The sequence below is a fragment of the Parcubacteria group bacterium genome, assembly GCA_016204045.1.
Lineage (GTDB): Bacteria > Patescibacteriota > Minisyncoccia > Phycocordibacterales > UBA2135 > JACQLQ01.
Genome location: JACQLQ010000001.1, coordinates 273,530 through 290,742, shown reverse-complemented (window position 1 = coordinate 290,742; position 17,213 = coordinate 273,530). Strand labels below are relative to the sequence as shown.

Annotated in this window: 17 protein-coding genes; 4 read left to right on the top strand and 13 right to left on the bottom strand. The window is 50.7% G+C overall.

What is annotated here, in order from left to right; all coding sequences use genetic code 11:
* Positions 1–41 precede the first annotated feature (41 nt).
* From HY455_01705 to HY455_01695, 3 genes are read left to right on the top strand one after another with little or no spacing between them, the layout of a single operon-like run.
* The gene (locus HY455_01705) at positions 42–1,817 is read left to right on the top strand and encodes a peptide ABC transporter substrate-binding protein (GenBank protein ID MBI4118236.1); all 1,776 of its coding nucleotides are present in this window, start codon (positions 42–44) and stop codon (positions 1,815–1,817) included.
* Between the two features lie 58 nt (positions 1,818–1,875).
* Positions 1,876–3,867, top strand: coding sequence for a ribonuclease J (locus HY455_01700; GenBank protein ID MBI4118235.1), 1,992 nt, complete (start codon positions 1,876–1,878; stop codon positions 3,865–3,867).
* Positions 3,868–3,875: 8 nt separating this feature from the next.
* Positions 3,876–5,072 (top strand): MFS transporter, encoded by a 1,197-nt coding sequence (locus HY455_01695; GenBank protein ID MBI4118234.1) that lies wholly within the window; start codon positions 3,876–3,878, stop codon positions 5,070–5,072.
* Between the two features lie 39 nt (positions 5,073–5,111).
* On the opposite strand, the gene HY455_01690 is transcribed toward HY455_01695, so the two are convergent.
* The 9 genes from HY455_01690 to HY455_01650 form a co-directional block, all read right to left on the bottom strand.
* Positions 5,112–5,753 (bottom strand): hypothetical protein, encoded by a 642-nt coding sequence (locus tag HY455_01690; GenBank protein MBI4118233.1) that lies wholly within the window; start codon positions 5,751–5,753, stop codon positions 5,112–5,114.
* A gap of 166 nt (positions 5,754–5,919) precedes the next feature.
* Positions 5,920–6,546: an endonuclease III gene (nth, locus tag HY455_01685; GenBank protein ID MBI4118232.1), complete on the bottom strand. Its 627-nt coding sequence runs from the start codon at positions 6,544–6,546 to the stop codon at positions 5,920–5,922.
* Between the two features lie 209 nt (positions 6,547–6,755).
* On the bottom strand, positions 6,756–7,298 hold the full coding sequence (locus HY455_01680) for a hypothetical protein (GenBank protein ID MBI4118231.1): 543 nt from the start codon (positions 7,296–7,298) through the stop codon (positions 6,756–6,758).
* 153 nt (positions 7,299–7,451) lie between these two features.
* Positions 7,452–7,640 carry a DUF378 domain-containing protein gene (locus tag HY455_01675; GenBank protein MBI4118230.1) on the bottom strand — a complete coding sequence of 63 codons (189 nt, stop codon included), beginning with the start codon at positions 7,638–7,640 and terminating at the stop codon, positions 7,452–7,454.
* A gap of 127 nt (positions 7,641–7,767) precedes the next feature.
* Positions 7,768–9,048, bottom strand: coding sequence for a Glu/Leu/Phe/Val dehydrogenase (locus HY455_01670; GenBank protein ID MBI4118229.1), 1,281 nt, complete (start codon positions 9,046–9,048; stop codon positions 7,768–7,770).
* Positions 9,049–9,069: 21 nt separating this feature from the next.
* Positions 9,070–9,477, bottom strand: coding sequence for a metallopeptidase family protein (locus tag HY455_01665; protein MBI4118228.1), 408 nt, complete (start codon positions 9,475–9,477; stop codon positions 9,070–9,072).
* Positions 9,478–9,580: 103 nt separating this feature from the next.
* Positions 9,581–10,801, bottom strand: coding sequence for a peptidoglycan-binding protein (locus tag HY455_01660; protein ID MBI4118227.1), 1,221 nt, complete (start codon positions 10,799–10,801; stop codon positions 9,581–9,583).
* 434 nt (positions 10,802–11,235) lie between these two features.
* Positions 11,236–11,811, bottom strand: coding sequence for a M48 family metallopeptidase (locus HY455_01655; protein MBI4118226.1), 576 nt, complete (start codon positions 11,809–11,811; stop codon positions 11,236–11,238).
* Positions 11,774–12,250: a hypothetical protein gene (locus HY455_01650; GenBank protein MBI4118225.1), complete on the bottom strand. Its 477-nt coding sequence runs from the start codon at positions 12,248–12,250 to the stop codon at positions 11,774–11,776. The genes HY455_01655 and HY455_01650 overlap by 38 nt, the downstream gene beginning before the upstream one ends.
* Between HY455_01650 and HY455_01645 the strand changes: the two genes are divergently transcribed.
* A complete protein-coding gene (locus tag HY455_01645; protein MBI4118224.1) occupies positions 12,233–12,706 on the top strand; it encodes a hypothetical protein in 474 nt (157 codons plus the stop codon). The genes HY455_01650 and HY455_01645 overlap by 18 nt on opposite strands.
* A 78-nt stretch (positions 12,707–12,784) precedes the next feature.
* Here the strand turns inward: HY455_01645 and HY455_01640 are convergent, their stop codons facing one another.
* The 4 genes from HY455_01640 to nadE all read right to left on the bottom strand — a co-directional run bounded on the left by HY455_01640 (position 12,785) and on the right by nadE (position 17,116).
* Positions 12,785–13,879 (bottom strand): hypothetical protein, encoded by a 1,095-nt coding sequence (locus HY455_01640; protein MBI4118223.1) that lies wholly within the window; start codon positions 13,877–13,879, stop codon positions 12,785–12,787.
* Between the two features lie 71 nt (positions 13,880–13,950).
* Positions 13,951–14,334: a hypothetical protein gene (locus HY455_01635; protein MBI4118222.1), complete on the bottom strand. Its 384-nt coding sequence runs from the start codon at positions 14,332–14,334 to the stop codon at positions 13,951–13,953.
* Between the two features lie 160 nt (positions 14,335–14,494).
* Complete coding sequence (locus tag HY455_01630) at positions 14,495–15,103, bottom strand: peptidylprolyl isomerase (GenBank protein MBI4118221.1); 609 nt, start codon at positions 15,101–15,103, stop codon at positions 14,495–14,497.
* A gap of 54 nt (positions 15,104–15,157) precedes the next feature.
* On the bottom strand, positions 15,158–17,116 hold the full coding sequence (nadE, locus tag HY455_01625; GenBank protein MBI4118220.1) for an NAD(+) synthase: 1,959 nt from the start codon (positions 17,114–17,116) through the stop codon (positions 15,158–15,160).
* Positions 17,117–17,213 lie beyond the last annotated feature (97 nt).

Below are 17,213 nucleotides of genomic sequence, written 5' to 3'. Positions count from 1 at the left end.
CTCGCCTAACATCGGCGACCAAAACCTAGTGCCTATCTTTTGTGATTTCTCCTCTCGAAAATACTACAAACGAATCAGAGAAGAGCAGTGATTCCACGCCGGAAACACCTGGGTTCCGCGAAAAAGTTAAGGCTTCCGTACGTTATGTGCGGCTGATTATTCTTTCGCTTGGTACCCATGAGCGCCGAGTATTCTTCGGGCTTGTCCTCCTATTTGTCGTGGGAGTCCTCGGTACACTGCTTACCGTGAATGCGATGTTCATCGAAATAGTCCCCGCGCGTGGCGGCTCCTTCACTGAAGGAGTTGTTGGTACACCGCGCTTTTTGAATCCGCTACTTGCCACGTCAGACGCAGATCGCGATATCACAGCACTCGTCTATTCGGGCCTCCTTCGCCCAACCACAGACGGGACACTGGTGAATGACCTTGCAGAAAACTATATTGTTTCTCCTGATGGGCTCTCATATACATTTGTATTGCGAGACGCCCTTCGCTGGCATGATGGCAAGCCAGTGACGGCGGATGATGTCGTTTTTACTATCAAAAAAGTTCAAGACAGCACGCTCAAAAGCCCCAAGCTTGCAAACTGGGAAGGTGTTGATGTTGCAAAAACGGATAATAAGACAGTTGTCTTTACGCTGAAACAGCCCTATGCTCCATTCCTTGAGAACACGACACTCGGGATACTGCCAAAACACGTTTGGGAAAAGATCACACCGGAGCAATTTGCCTTCTCGTTGTACAACATAAACCCAATTGGTTCGGGACCATATCGTGTCGAGAAAATTAAGCGCGACTCGGCTGGGATTCCTAAGTATTACGAACTCGCACCGTTCAAGCACTTTGCGCTTGGGATACCGTATATTGCAAAGATTCATATCAACTTTTATCCAGACGAGGAACATTTGCTTGTGGCACTGCGCAAGGGAGGTGTTGAGGCAGTCTCTGCAATACCTACATTTGAGGCGGCAAAACTTAGAGAAGAGGGCTATCGCATATTAAACTTCCTCCTCCCCCGTGTCTTCGGAGTCTTTTTCAATCACAACAAAAATGAAATCTTCACCCAAAAAGCGGTGCGGCAGGCTCTCGAAATGGCGCTCGACAAGAAGAAACTGGTAGATAATGTGCTTCATGGCTATGGCACGCCACTTGAGGGGCCGCTCCCGCCGGGGGCTCTCGGTTATATAGCTCCTACCGAGGAAAGCTCAGGGGATGTGGAAGCCGCCATAGCGCTTCTCGAAAAGAACGGATGGGTACTCGATAAAGAGACGGGCATTCGTAAACGAAAGGGGCAAGCGCTTGCTTTTTCACTCGCAACGTCAAATGCGGAGGAGCTCCTCCTCACCGCAAAAGCACTTCAGAGCGAATGGAGGGGGCTCGGAGCGGATGTCATCATCCAGACACTCCCCGTGAACGAGCTCAACCAAAATGTTATACGACCGCGCACCTATGACACACTTTTCTTTGGAGAAGTCATCGGCAGAGAATCAGACCCATTCCCCTTCTGGCACTCCTCACAAAGAAACGATCCTGGACTAAACATTGCACTCTATACAAACATCACTGTGGACAAACTGCTCGAAGGAGCTCGTTCGACAACGGATATTGAGAAACGCGCAGAAGCATACGAAAAGTTCCAAAAAGAAATTGCATCGGACTCCCCCGCAGTGTTCATCTATTCCCCAGACTTTATCTACATATTGCCGGAGCGGATACAAGGAGTGGAGCGAGGCACGATCGCCTTGCCGTCAGAGCGATTCATTAACATACATCAGTGGTTCATAGAAACTAATAGAGAGTGGGTATTTTTCAAGTAATTACAAATAGATAAGAGATTAAAATTTCTCTAAAAGCTACGAACGAGTGGCTACAATCATGGACGACAAAAAACAAGCATCGCACGGACGACAAGTGGACCGCGCACCAAAGAAAGAGGGAGGAGAACGAGGGTCGCGTTGGCGGCCGCATCAGTCTGCTGAAAGAAAAACAGGAGGACCAGCCTCGCCTGGGCAGAGCCGAGGCGGAGGACGACGCAAACCATACCACGGAGGTGGCAAGAGTGGCGGAGGCCATAAGTCCCATGGAGGACGTAGCCGCCAGAGACAAAGCGGCAATGCCGTATGGAGAGACGCCCCCAAGGGTGGGCACCCAACAAAAGAACGAAGGCCGGGAGAGGAGATAATCCCACCCCTCGCCAAGGATTCTATTCGAATCATTCCGTTGGGAGGGGTTGAAGAGGTTGGCCGCAACATGACGGCTTTTGAATACGGGGATGACATCCTCATTGTTGACTGTGGCATCCAGTTCCAAGCCGAAGAGACACCGGGTATCGACTACATTCTCCCCAATACACGATACCTCGAGGAGAGAAAAGAAAAGATCCGAGGAGTGATTATCACGCACGGACACCTCGACCACATTGGTGGTATCCCCTACATCATGCCGCGCATTGGAAATCCGCCTATCTACACCCGGCTCTTGACCTTGCTTATGGTGAAGAAACGGCAAGGTGAATTCCCGGAACTACCGCCACTTAATTTGAATGAGATCAAAGGAGACGAGAACCTTATCTTGGGCGGCTTTCGTGTGCGTTTCTTTGCGGTAACACATACAATACCGGACGCTGCTGGAGTCATCATTGAAACCCCCCACGGTGTCATTGTGCACACAGGTGACTTAAAGCTTGAACATAAAGACGGTACGCCATCCAAGAAAGAGGATGAGGAATTCGGCATATTTGCAAAAGAAAAGGTCCTTGCATTGCTCGCAGACTCAACCAACGTTGAGAAGCCGGGGTGGTCTATCCCAGAATCAGCCGTCTTTAAGACGATGGAGGACATCATCAAGAATGCGCGAGGCCGTCTTATCATCGGCACGTTTGCCTCTCAGATAGAGCGTATCGCAAAAATCATAGAGATTACCGAGAAATACAACAAGAAAATCATTATCGACGGACGGAGCATGAAGCAAAACGTTGAGATAGCAACGGAAGCGGGCATTTTGAAGCCGCAGAAAGGAACAATCGTCCCCATTGATGCCATGGATGATTATTCTCCAGAAAAAATTGTTATTCTTGTGACCGGTGCGCAGGGAGACGAGCACGCGGTTCTCATGCGTGTTGCAAACAAGGGTCACAAGTACATTCGCCTCTCAAAACGAGATACGATTGTTCTCTCGTCCTCTATCATCCCTGGAAATGAGCTCGCTGTACAAAAACTTAAAGACAACCTTGCACGGCAGGGCGCAAACATTGTCCATTATCAAGTCTCCGACGTGCACTCAAGTGGGCATGCGAACCAGGGTGAACTTGAATGGATCCACAAACATGTAAAACCACGGTTCTTTATTCCGATTCACGGCTACCACTACATGCTTCATGTGCATGGAAAACTCGCGCAGAGAGTCGGGATGCCCGAAGACCGCGTCATAATCCCTGACAACGGCGCTATCATTGAAATACAGAACGGAGGCGAGAAAATAGTCCGTCTTAAAGAAATGGCCCCTCGCGGAATGGTCCTTGTGGACGGCTTCTCAATCGGCGACATACAGGAGGTTGTGCTTCGAGACCGACAAATGCTTGCTCAAGACGGCATGTTTGTCCTCGTGGTAACTTTGGACGTTACTACAGGAAAGCTCCGCAAATCACCAGACATCATCTCACGTGGGTTCGTATACCTTCGCGAGTCTCAAGAACTGCTCTCAAATGCTCGCACGCTTGTAAAGAAAACGGTTGAGAAGGAGGTTGGCGCAATGCACCCGGTGAACTTCGACTACCTTAAGGGCATCTTGACTGACGAGGTATCGAAATATCTCTTCCAGAAAACTAACAAACGCCCGATTGTCATCCCTGTCATACTTGGAATATAATGAGGGTGATGCAGAGGCTCTTCCCTAAAAAGTTCTCCAAGCTGTACTTTCTCTACGCCGCACTTTTCTTTTTTTCTTTCCAGCTTGGTCTTACGCTCTATATTACCTCGTCATTCCTCAAAAACTTCCTCCCGGAGAGTTTTGTCGGTTTTGTATATATTGCGGCTTCGGTTGCCTCGCTTTTTGCTTTGGTATACACACCCAAAGTACTTCCGACACTCGGGAACTACCAAACAACCCTTGCGCTCCTGGGGCTTGAGTTCTTCGCGCTCGTGGCAATTGCCGTATGGCCGGAGTCAAGCGCTGTCATTCCCCTCTTTATTGTCTACCAAGGGTTTGTTACCATATCGCTCTTTAACATCGATGTCTTCATCGAACAGTACTCCGAGGAGCGTATTACCGGGGCATTGCGGGGTGTCATGCTTACTGTTTTGAACTTCGCCATTCTTCTTGGCCCTCTGGTCGCGGGGTATCTCCTCGCTAACGGGGATTTCTCCAAAGTGTATCTCGCCGCCGCGTTCTTCACCCTCCCGACGTGGTGGATTATCGCTCGCCATTTTCACAACTTTAAGGACCCTGTCTATCAAGATATTTCACTGTTTGCCGCACTCAAAAAAACGCTTCTAGCAAAACACCCAAAAGACGACATCCGTCATGCCGGTATTGCGAGTTTTTTGATGAACTTCTTTTATTCGTGGATGGTAATCTACACACCCATCTATTTGCACGACTACATTGGGTTCTCGTGGGGCGAAATCGGTATCATTCTCACTATAATGCTCCTCCCCTTCGTGCTCTTCGAAATCCCCGTAGGTCGTTATGTAGATTCGAAAAATGCAGAGAGGCGGGTCATGTTCCTGGGATTTTTGATTGCCGCGTTCTTCACGGCTACTCTCGTGTTGCTTAGAGAGCCCTCGCTTCTTTTGTGGGCACTGTGTCTCTTTGGCACTCGTGTTGGAATGAGTTTTGTCGAGATTACTTCGGAAAGTTATTTTTTCAAACGAGTTACAGCCTCCGACACAAGTATCATAAGCATCTTCCGTGATATGCGTCCGATTTCAGCTATTGCGGGCCCGCTCTCGGCATCAGTGCTCCTCCTCTTTTTTGACGCACGTTTACTCTTTTTTATCTTGGCGGGCATCCTGCTTTTCGGAGCACTCAACGCCGCACTCATGAGAAGCCCGGCGCACACGAGCACCAATTAAAAACACCCGCCTCATGCGGGTGTTTTTAATTGGTGCTATTTAGTATGCTACTTCTTCAACGGCTGTCGCTGTAAAGACTGCCGCAATGCCTTCGCCCCCAGCAGTAGTTACTGGAAGCTCCAATCTAAAATCAAACACGTTATCCGCATCGTCTGCGTGAAGCACCACCTGGTATACCTTGCCTGCTTCCGTGCCACGAAGTAGCGCGATTGATTGTCCGAACTGCTTTCCGGCGTCAAAGCGACGCGCGCCCAAGATGTTACCGAGGTTCCCTTCGGGGGTTTGCTCATGTACCGCTACCCAACCGCTCTGCTCGAGAGAAACGAGTGATACGAGGACAGTGTTGCCTGCGCTTTGGTTTGTGACAACAAGTGCGTTGTTCTCGGAGACTACGGCAGGTTGTACAAGTCCTGCAGTTTGTTCTGCCTGACGTGCATTCTTTAAAATATCTCCAACCGTATCACCTCCTCCATTCTCCTGGCTAGTTTCGACCCCCTCTCCCACTTCTTCGCGTTGAGCCAAGAAATCACCGAGAAAACCTTTCTCGTCTACACTCCAATAACCACCTACTCCCACGACGATACCTACGATAAATGAGATAAAAAGAGCTCCTTTAGAGGTGCGCTTCTCTCCCGTGTTGTAATCCATTGGTTCCATCCCGTTAGAGGCGATCACGATCATATGAAAATCGTTCCCCGCCTTAGAATTAAAATTGGTAAGCTATTCCCATCTCCAGCCAGAAACCTGCGAATGATCGTGGCCTCTAACGGGATTCCATAGTAACTGAAAGTATACACACCTCCAGCCAGTCTATGCAAGAGAAAATATGATTAGAAAATACTCAAAATTAGGCGTCAAAACGTGCTAGGGGGTGGTCATCCGGACATCCACGCGCAGGACAGTAGTTACGCCCGTATTCAATGAGGCGATAGGTGAGCTTGAACCACTCCTTTTTGGGGAAGGTCGCCATCAAGTCTCTTTCAATCTTCTCCGGATTTTTTTCTTTCGAGAGCCCGAAGCGATGCCCAAGGCGTATGACGTGCGTATCAACCGCAATCCCCTCTACTTTGCCAAAGGCATTTCCGAGAATGATGTTTGCGGTCTTGCGCGCAACACCCGGTAATTCGATAAGCTCTTCCATCGTGTCAGGCACACGACCGCCGTGTTTCTCCTTTACCATCTTTGCGGCCGCAAGAATGTTCTTTGTCTTGTTCCTAAAGAAACCCGTGGAGTGAATATCTATCTCGAACTCTCGCGGGTCGGCACGCACATAGTCATCAAGAGTCCTGTATTTTTTAAAAAGTCTTTCAGTTACTTCGTTCACTTTCTTGTCTGTGCATTGTGCAGATAACTCCACCGCAACCAAAAGCTCCCAGTTGGAGTGGTACTTGAGAACAATCTTGGGATTGGGGAACAACTTCGTAAGCGCACGAAGGAGTGCCGCGGCACGGCGTTTTACCTCTTTATCTATCATTCACGCATTGTATCATTACGGAGAAAATAAAGGTGTCCTCGGGGCAAGCCCCGAGGTATTGGAGGAGCTTGCTTCGCTCGCAGCAATGCGCGGCAAGCCGCGCGGTAGTCTACCCTCATTTCGTCTTCGCTCGGAGAAAATGAAAATTGAAACATTTTCATTTTGCCCACTCGCTCGACGAAATAAAAAACAGGATTTCTCCTGTTTAATTACGCTGCGGGTGATGAGCCCTTCCGCACTTGCAATACCTTATTCGATTGATAGAAACTTTCAACGCTTCCCTTCTCCCACCAACCAGAAAGCTCTGGGGTTACAATGAGACGCCGCACATGGAACGGTATGCGACCAGGCGAGAGTGTTTTTGAGAGCGGATGCGTTCCCCTGCTGTCACGAATCCGGATAAGTTCCTTCCCCCGAAACTGTAGGGCCATGCGGACTAGGCACTTTCGAATGGCGATGTCTTGGATATGCGTCCGGTTTGTCTCTTGCGCTAGATAGTTAAAACCCGACAGGACATTGGACGGTGCATCATCATAGACTTCGGAAGCTTGGTTCACGAGAGTGGCAAGAACATCCTGATGTCTGCACAAGAATTTGAAGTATGCGTCTTCATAGAGCGCACACACGCCAAGAAAATCAGTAACTATGTCGTTCACCTGCCACGCAATGCGCCAATTAAGAGGACCGTATTCCTTATCCCACCCTTGACGGATCTCATCGCGGCGCTTACCAGAGTATCCAGGCTGCTGCATTACAACCTTCCACACATCGCCTGTCATAGGGAGACCTCTCGTCTATTTCTTTCTCGAGCATATACCATGCTTGTGGAACGAGCAATTGTAGCAAAAACAAAACCCCCGTGAAGGGGATTTGTTTAAAGAAGAAACTGATATGAATTGTTGCTTCTACTTCTTGAAGAAGTAGAAGACCTCAAAGAGCGCAGCAAGTCCTACGACAACGTAGACGACCTGCGCAAGCATGGCATCCATGCCGCCCAAGAGGACACCTCCGACTTCCCAGCCCAAGACATACAAGAGCCAGTTCAAACCACCGATGACGAGAAGCCAGAACGAGATTTTGTGGAGAACGTCCATAATAAAAGAACGATTTTTTGATTAATACTTCGACCTGAATAAATTACATTAATTCAGCTTTACTACTTAAGGATATCAAAAGCGTGATACCCATGACAGCAGCAGTTATCCACACCCCGATACAAACTTATCTTTTCTCGGGGGATGCCGCGAGAATTTTCTCAAAAGCGACAGCGTAAGCAGCGTCACGCAATGTAAGTTTATCTTTTTCTGCGCGAGTAAAAACAGTAACAAATGCTTTCTCCATCATCTCCTTAAGGCGCTTCCGTACCTCTTCCTTGCTCCAGGCTTCTCCTTTCTGGTTCTGGAACCACTCAAAGTATGAGACTGCGACACCCCCTGCATTTGCAAGCACGTCAGGGATGACGACGATACCGCGTTCTTCCAGGCTCTGGTCGGCCTCTGGGGTTGTTGGGCCATTTGCTATCTCCAATACCACAGCAGCTTTCACCTTAGATGCATTTTCTTTTGTGAGAACACCACCTAGCGCAGCGGGGATAAAAATATCGCACGAGACCCCGAATATATCCTCACCACTTAAAACACTCGCGCCATCATCTGCGAGTTTTTTTGCGTCACAGACAGAGCCTTTGCAATAGAGCTCTGTAACCGAACGCCCCTCTTCTTTGACACGATTAACTTCTTCCGGGTCGAGACCGGTCGGTTTATGTATCGCACCCTTTGAATCAGAGACAGCGACAATGGTATACCCCATATTGTAAAGGACGCGCGCAGCATTGAACCCCGCGTTGCCAAACCCTTGTATAGCAACGCGACCTTGTGAAGACACCTTGAGTCCTCTCTTTTTCATGAATGCCTCTAAAACAAAAATGGCACCATCTGCTGTCGCAGTGTCTCTCCCTTCGCTTCCACCAGCGCGAACTGGTTTCCCGGTAAATGTGGCCGGTGCCGCGTGTCCGACCACCTTCTCGTATTCATCGAGCATCCACTGCATGATCTCTGGATTGGTGTATACGTCCGGAGCTGGAATATCTTTATCAGGACCAATATCATCCGCGAACGCACGCGCATAGGCACGCGCAACCCTTTCAATTTCTTGCTTGCTATACCCTTTTGGGTCAAAAGCTACGCCACCCTTAGCCCCACCAAAAGGAATCCCAACAACCGCTGTCTTAACAGCCATTTCAGCCGCAAGTGATTTAACTTCATCCAAGTCTGCTTCGGGGTGGAAACGGATACCGCCTTTGTAAGGTCCGCGCGCGTTTGAGAACTGAACACGATAGGCACTAAGCGACACATGCTCGCCGCTATCGCGTTCAATCGTGAGTGTTTTTACAATGTTCCTGTCAGGTTCACGGAAACGCAGAACGGTCTCCTCCGAGAGCCCGAGGATCTCTGCTGCTCTTTTTAAATGCGCGTGGTACGCCTCAAATGCACTGACATTCATACAAAATATGATACCACACCTCTACTCCTCCGCGCGCTCTCGCAATGCGACATCATTTTCATCCATGCCAAAGTAGTGCGCAAATTCGTGCCACACAGTATCGGAGATCACTTCTTTCACTTTCTCCTCGAACACTCCTTCCACCCCTTCCGAAAGTTCGTGCGCCGCTTCTTCAATCGGCTTTTGATAGAGTGTTATCGTGTCCGGCAGTGTCACCCCAACACCATAGTCTTCTCCACGCTCCGTCGCAGGAATCCCGCGGTAGTGTCCAAGAAGCGTTTCATCTGGCACGAGGCCCTCTTCTTGCCGCAGGGCAGTCGACGGCTCATCTTCTACCAAGACAGCTACATTTTTGACTCGCTCTTGAAAACGCGACGGCAGTGCCGCGTAGCTTTCCAAAACAAGTTTTTCAAATTCTTTCCGTTTCATCCCGTTAGAAGTAGGGAATCGTACAAACCGTTTACGCTCCCCAACTCAGAATTAGGCATTGCGTGGATTACCGCACTTTTGATTCCCGCGACTTCTAATGGGATCATTTTGCACCAATGCCTTTTATTGCTTCGAGCGTTGCTTCATCGGCTGACCCGGATGGCGCGAGACCCCATGCTTGCTGGAATGCCTTCACCGCAAAGGTGGTGCAGGGGCCATAGTTGCCCGACAATGGACAGCTTGCAAGCGAGAGCCCGGAGGGCGGGTAATATCCACTAATGCGGAGCGCCGATTGAAGCGCAAAAACTTCTTTACCGCGCATGCCATCGACAACTGTTTTTGATGTCCATTCATACGGCAATAACGTTGTCGGGGGCACTCCGGCGTATGCAAGCACCCCGGGGTCAAAAAATGCCTTGAGCCCCAGATACGTCTGGTGCGCTAGTTCACGAAGGAAGAGCTGACGAACCTCGGGGTCGTGGAGCTGTGGTTCGTAAATATAGCTGTACTCAATCACTGCCGACGCGCCATTTCGAGAGCCGTTTGAGCCAACGGCAATGAGCTCTTGGTCGGGAACAATTGGCCCTTTCTCGCCAGGCAAGTTGCTGGGACCGACGACACGCCCCAGACGTTCTGCGAGCATTTCTGCAAGCGCGGTCGAGACGCCCGCATTGGGCAGTTGGCCTTCGGGCACATAAATCGCAAACCCCGAGTATTCACCGACTTCCGTCTTTTTGCGGCGCGGATAGTCGTTGAAGTGAAGGTGGAGCACAACGGGAACGTCTTGGTCATTTGCCCATTTGTTTACGGCATAGAGCGCAACAGAGACATTGTCCGCGGCGGGGTTGTGGTGCACAAGACGGCGCGGATCATAGAGACCTTGAGTCGCAAAATAGCGCGTCTTCACCTTTGATTGTGTCCGAAACTCCTGAATCGCAACACGATTCTCTTTCATGTATGAAGCAAACCACAGTGCATACTCCCCGTCGGGGGTGCGGTTTATCATGGGCACAAAACGCGGGTCTTTTGCTAAGACGTCGTAGAGGAGATAGCCAAGTGTGACGTTAAGGTCTCCTTCTTTCAAACCCCTGAACTGTGTCCCCCGCGAGGCGTTGTCGTGTCCGGGAACAATCAATATAGGCAGAGGGCCTGTCCAATACCTGGCGCGAAGCTCGTCAGGTGAAAGTCCTACGCCGAAGATAGTGTTCGCAACTAGCTCGCCAGGCACTCGAAGCACTGGAATATCTAAGTATGCGCCAAAAGCAAGGAGTAACCCTCCGAGCAAGAGTACGGGTGCGGGAGAAAACAATGCGCGCGAAGTCATATCTTTAGTATATCAAAAACCCGCATTCGCCAACTGAGCGAACACGGGTGACATACGTAACTATATATTAGTGAAGCCGTCGTTGCGGCGGGAGATCATTGTTCAACACGAGCACGGTGCCACCACCGCGAAGCACCATCATGTTATCGGCCTCAAGTGAGAAGGTCGGGTCAATAACGTATAGTGCATTTTCTTGCGGCACGAGATTGCACCTTTGACGGTACCCCGCGCAAAAGGCGCTGAGCTTGGCCGTGTCGGTGTGCAATACGTAACCCTGAACCGTTGTCGCGCCACCCTCCGACACCAACGGCTGACAATACACCACAAAATCTTGGACCGCGAGGTTTTTCACGACACTACCTCCATGGGACTCCGTTACAATAATACAATATAAAAGACTTTTGTCAATATATTGTGGTAACCCCACCCTCCGCTTAGAAGCGCGCGAGCGTGTAGCGCCCAAGTCTTTCTTCCAGTGCTTTATAGTTAGGAAACATCTCTTCAACAAGCCGCCAGAAAGATGCAGAGTGATTCATTTGGGCGGAGTGACACAGCTCGTGCACAATCACATAATCTCGGAGGCGCGGCGAAAGAAACATAATGCGGTAGTTGAAGTTCAGGTTCTTCTTATCCGAACAGCTCCCCCACTGCGAAAGAAGATTTTTAATACGTACATCACGATATCGAAAACCATAATGTTCATTGAAATGCTCAAGGCGAGAGGTAATGAGGTCGCGCGCCCGATCATGATTGAGGAGATAGTATCGTTTGTTTGGAGGCGGAAGCCGTTTCGCACGCTCCGTCTTCGATTGCCGTATGAGTCCTAATACCCAATCGGCCTTTGCTCGGAGAAAGGCTTCAGCGCTTCGTAGTGTGTCACTCTGTGGGACTGTGAGTACGACGCTCCCGTTGGGGTAGATCGTAATACCGATCTGCCTTGCCCGGGCATTTCGCCTCACTGTATAGGCTATTTTACGTCTCCCGAGGAGAGCCACTTTGCGCTTCGTCATGGCGGGAGTGTATACCACTGACCGATACCTGCGACACTCCCGCGAGCTTTTTCTCTGTGGCGTAATTGATTGACAGGCTATGTAAAATATGATATAATTGGCCTGGACCGCCGAAAGGCGGAAAACGCGGAGGAAATCCTTGAACATCATCAGAGGCAACCTTGCCGACGACGCTCTGTCGGGCATCAAGCGAGAGGCATTCAGTCGTCTCGTCGCCCCTACCCTCGTCTCGGCTAACCACCGAATCGAACGACTCCTCGACGCACCGTTCATATTGCTCGCGGACCTTCATTACCGCTACGACGACGTGTACCCACTCGGGGCCATGCCAGCGATGGAGCGGTTCTCGGATCTCGATGACCCAACGGCAACGGCGGCTCATGTAATCGCCTTCCTGTCGAGCCGGGGCAGAGACGAAGTCGTGCTCGAGCACTCTCACGGCAAAGGTGTCAGCGAGAAGAAGCAATGTCGCTGGCATGCCGTCCCCTGGCCGCGCCTTGTTGCCTCCCTCTTGGGTGCCTACTCTAGGCAATCGAGGCGGGCGCGCATCAAGCACGCATTCGCCTATGACGGCAGCCTCTCCAGCTACCTCGCGTATGCAGCGGCCCTCAACCGCGTCACGCAGATTCGGGAGCAGGACAAACAGCCGACTGAATACGCACATGTGGGCCGTCGCAGCCTACGCATCTTCGAGGCGACGCGCGTGAACGGCATCCCCCAGTCACTCGCTTTGGCGATGAGAATGCTTATCGACGAGGGATACATCAAAGTCAATGGGAACTTCCGCGACGCCGATGGAACGCTCGTCGACTACGTCATCCCGATTGGGAAGATGTTAGAGAAGATCTACGCTAACCGCGCCACAAGGGCGGCGGCGGCGAGAGCCACCGCCTGAAGTATCGCCACGATAGTACGCATAGTACCCCCCGGACCTGTCCGGGGGTTTTACATATCATTTTACATATCAGCTCTCCTACGGAGTTACAACGAACGTTCCCTTCGCGCAGTTATTGTCTTCATTTGGCTCATGGATTCGATTGGTGCTGTCGGCGCAAATATCATAGGTGTGGGTACCGGCCACTGCTTTCCAAACCGTCTTCCATTCAACCGTCTTCCCTTCTCCTCCTACTGGTATCGAAGCAATGCCCGTCCTCCCTGTTATAACGCCATTGATCAGGAGAGAAACATACTGTGTTGTTGACGTCTTCTTTCCCTGGTTCGCAATTTCTGCAAAGAACGACACGGACATCCCGGGGGTTGGATTCGTCGGCGCATACGAGGCCGCAGAGACGACAAGATCGGCGTTGTCCATCTTTGAGCCGACCTCAAGAATCATCGAGACGCAGTTGTTGTCTTCGTTGATTTCGACGACGAGATTAAGCACATCCGCACATACCTCAAGGCGATGTGTACCGGAGACGAGGGTCCACGCGTTTTTCCATATGAGCGTCTCTTGATCGTTTATATCTAAGGGGCGACTTTCCTGCGCAGAAAAAGCGACATCGCGCGTGCCGTTGCTGTCCTTGTCCACAAAAAACTGAACGCGGATTTTTTCTTCGGTTTTACTTTTTCCCTTGTTCGTTACAATGACTGACAAGGATGGTGCTTGCCCTTCGTCAATGGGCGCGCCGTAGTGCGAAAATGCCGAGAGAACGAAGTCGGGGCCGTTTTCATCCGTTGGAAGAGCTACTGCTTGCGGCGGAGGTGGGGCTACCACCTCTATTGCCTGCGGCGCCGCAAGATTCACAAGAGGGACGACCTTTGGCTTTGGTTTCTCGGCGACGACAGAGGGCTTTTCTGGTGTCTTTTTTGAAACCGTTTCTGAAGCGTCCTCACTCTCTTCTTGCGTAGCAGCCACCACCTTAGGGGCGACCCTCGCTCCGAAGACATCTTCATACGAAAGAAAGGGGGGTACGTAGAGCGACATCCTTCCGCTCTCCATTGCCACCATTTGGGCAGGTAGAACAGGGGCTGGAATGATGATCCCAGCATGTAACGCAAAAGTCGCCCCGACTACTACACGGGCGAGGAGCAAACTCGTTTTCCTGGGAACGCGTCGACGTCTCATACTATACAAAGCATACTAGAACAGTACGCCGCATTTTTCAAATGTGGTCAAACCGTATACTAACCCTCAAACTAATTGTACACGCCGTAGAGAACAGCCACCGCGAGGAGTGCCCAGAGAAGCACTGGGAACCACGCCTTGCCAAGCCCTTTTGCTATAATGGCATCACGAAATTTGAGTGTCTCTTTCGCATACGGGAGAAATGCAATACCAAAGAGAAACGCAGCAATAAACAAGACTGACCCAAACTCTGCGGCCGAAATAATCGGTCGGAGGTAATAGGCGGCAAGCGCGAGGAGGGCGAGATACACACCCATCGCGATATTGGGGTTTTTGTAAATCGGGTCTGCGACATATTTCATCCACGCCTTTGCGTCGATGAGCACAACCACGAGCTTGACCAACACGAGCACAGCGAACACTGTTGCAAAAATATCTACTGGGGAAAGCTGCATAAGTAATGATTACTTGTTAGTAATTAGTATATGTAATTAGTATAGCACCTTGTCTCGCCTACGTTTTCCACACCACGCACTTCCCCTTCGTGCAAACATTTAAAAAAATTACTGCCGTACAGCAGTAATTTTTTCTTGAGTTCAAGGGATATAGCCAGGGTTATTTCACGATGATGCCTTCAATTACGACGCTCGAAACTGGTCGATCGTTTCCATCAGTCGGGGTATCTTCGATGAGGCGCACCACATCAAGACCCCTAACTACTTTACCAAAAACAGTGTGCTTGTCGTTAAGAAAGACATTGTCAGCCGTGTTGATGAAAAATTGGCTACCGTTCGTATTTGGACCAGCATTGGCCATAGCGATTGTACCCGTGAGATTCTTGTTCTCGGCATGGATCTCGTCCTCAAACGCATAGCCCGGGCCACCAGTTCCCCACCCACCTTTTTGTGCATCATCCTTGGAAAGAGGGTCTCCCCCTTGGATCATGAAGCCCTGTATGACGCGGTGGAATTTCACTCCATTGTAAAAGCCGCTTTTCGCAAGCGTAAGAAAGTTCTCGACGGTCTTGGGAGCAAGATCGCTCAAAAGCTCGAGTTCAATCTCGCCTTTATTTGTCTTCATGATAACGTTTGTAGTCATAGGAGCAATAGTGACGGGTGTCGCTTCGTTTCCGGGGGTCTTTTCTTGAGAAAAGAAGAGAAACCCTGCGGCAACAAAGACAACGGCGACAAAACCCGCGATGCTCAAGGTTGTTGTATTAAGCATGTCCCACTATAACAAAAAGTGGCGGTGCGCACAAGCGCGACCGCCACACACAATTTACAAAAGAACATCAATCTCTTTAAGCGACTCCTCGAGCCATTCGTTTGAATGCACTACGGGGAGCTGGAGCGCACGTTCGCGATCGAGGTCAAGCGTGCCAAGGTGCACCGCCTGTGGTGCTTGCACCCACTTGAAGATCGACTGGCTAAAGAGCTTTACAAACCGCTTGACCCACTCCTTAAGCATGCCCTCTTTGTAGCGCGGAGCCATCGCCTCCAACTCTTCATCACTCCACATGGAGCGAAGTACGAGATAAAGCTCTTTCGGTGAAAGCTTTTCCCCCGCAAAGAGCGCGAAACACGCATCGAGAACTGGGAATGGCATCAAATCATCTTCGTCGAATTGATTAGGAGCAAGCTCGGCAGAGGCCTTCGTCTCAAGGAGTGCTCCGAGCGAGACGAGACCGAAGCTCTCTTTCATATAGCGAAGAAGTTCGATGACCACCGTCTTTGGGAGGTTCCCGATGAGAGAATACCCACCCGAAAGATCCCCTCCAATCGTGGTGTACCCGACCGCCTTCTCTGACATATTCCCCGTCTGAAGAAAGAGACCGCCTACACTGTTTGCCCAATTCCACATCCTCGTGGCACGAATTCTTGCCTGGATGTTTTGGATTGTTGTGGGAGAGAGTTCCTCTCCTTCAGCAAGCATCGCCTTTGCCGCCTCACACTCGCGCTCAAATGCTTCGGCAATGGAAACTTCCTTGAATGTCACATCGAGCTCTCGCGCAAGTTCAGAGGCGATCGTCTTCGTGCCCTCCGAATTAAACCGTGTGGGCATGCTAAAACAGTGAATGAACGCGCGTGCACGTTCTCTGTCGCCACCAAATTTCTTAAGGGCATAGAGCCATGCGATGATGAGCGTCAACGCAGAATCCTTGCCACCGGAGAGCGCAATGCCAATCCTCTGAAACGCCTTCGTCTTGTCGAAATAATCGAGACCCATGATCATCGCCTGGATCAAATCTTCGAAATGTCTTTCGCGACGATTTTCCGAATCAAAATCAGGGATGAAGAAATTCTTGCTTTTGGGTACAGGATACTGGTACAAAGGTTGGTTCGGCTGCGGAGCACCGAGGATCTCTACTTCTTTGACCCTCTGATTCGTCTTGAAGTAGTGCTCTCGGTCAGTGCGCCATGTCGTATTCTCGGTGCGTAGACGTGCTGTCCTGTCGAGGTCAACAACCTGGGTCGTAACCCCCTCTTTCCATCGCGGCACCTCGCAGAGCATAGTCCCGTTTTGGTTTACAAAACCACCACCGTCAAAGACAAGCGCGTCGTTGCCGCCAATGTGGTTCGCATACACCACGGTCACTTGGTTGTCCGCGGCACGCGTCGCGATCATCTCGCGGCGTGTTTCGAGTACACCAACGCGAAACGGGGATGCGGAAATATTGACGACAAGCTCTGCGCCCGACATCGAACGCCGACGCATGGGGCCATCAGGAGACCACATATCCTCGCACACCTCGACGGCAAATGTGCCAAAGGAGGTTTTGAAGATGAGGTCGCCAAAAGGAATCCAGTCGACTTTGCCCGAAAGATGCGGTGTCCCCGGTGCAAACACTCTGCCCTCGTAGAACACCCCATAGGTGGGAAGCTTTTCTTTCGGGACAATGCCCCATATCTTCCCGCGGGAAACGACTGCCGCAGCGTTGTAGAGCTGCCCCTCGAAAGAGACAACCACGCCGATGACGAACACGGTGGGAAACCCCAAACCAAAACTCGTCGTTGCTTTGGCAAATCTATTGAGGGCTTCCCATTGTCCAGAGACAAAATGCCGCCACTGCACCAAATCCTCGGCCGGATAACCACCGATGGAGAGCTCCTGGAAGCACCCGACGGTGCATTCCGCCTCTGCCATCTCCCTCCCCCTTTGTAGGAGCAGGTCGGTATTCGACACGAACGCTCCTACGGTGGTATTTATGTTTCCGATGCCGATTTTGATGAGTCGCATAGCGCGCCCTTTTGGTTGTGAGAGGTGCGAATCTTTAAGAGCATCCGAATCGCTTCGGGTACTCTATAAGATGGGGAAACACTTGGCTTCCCCGATT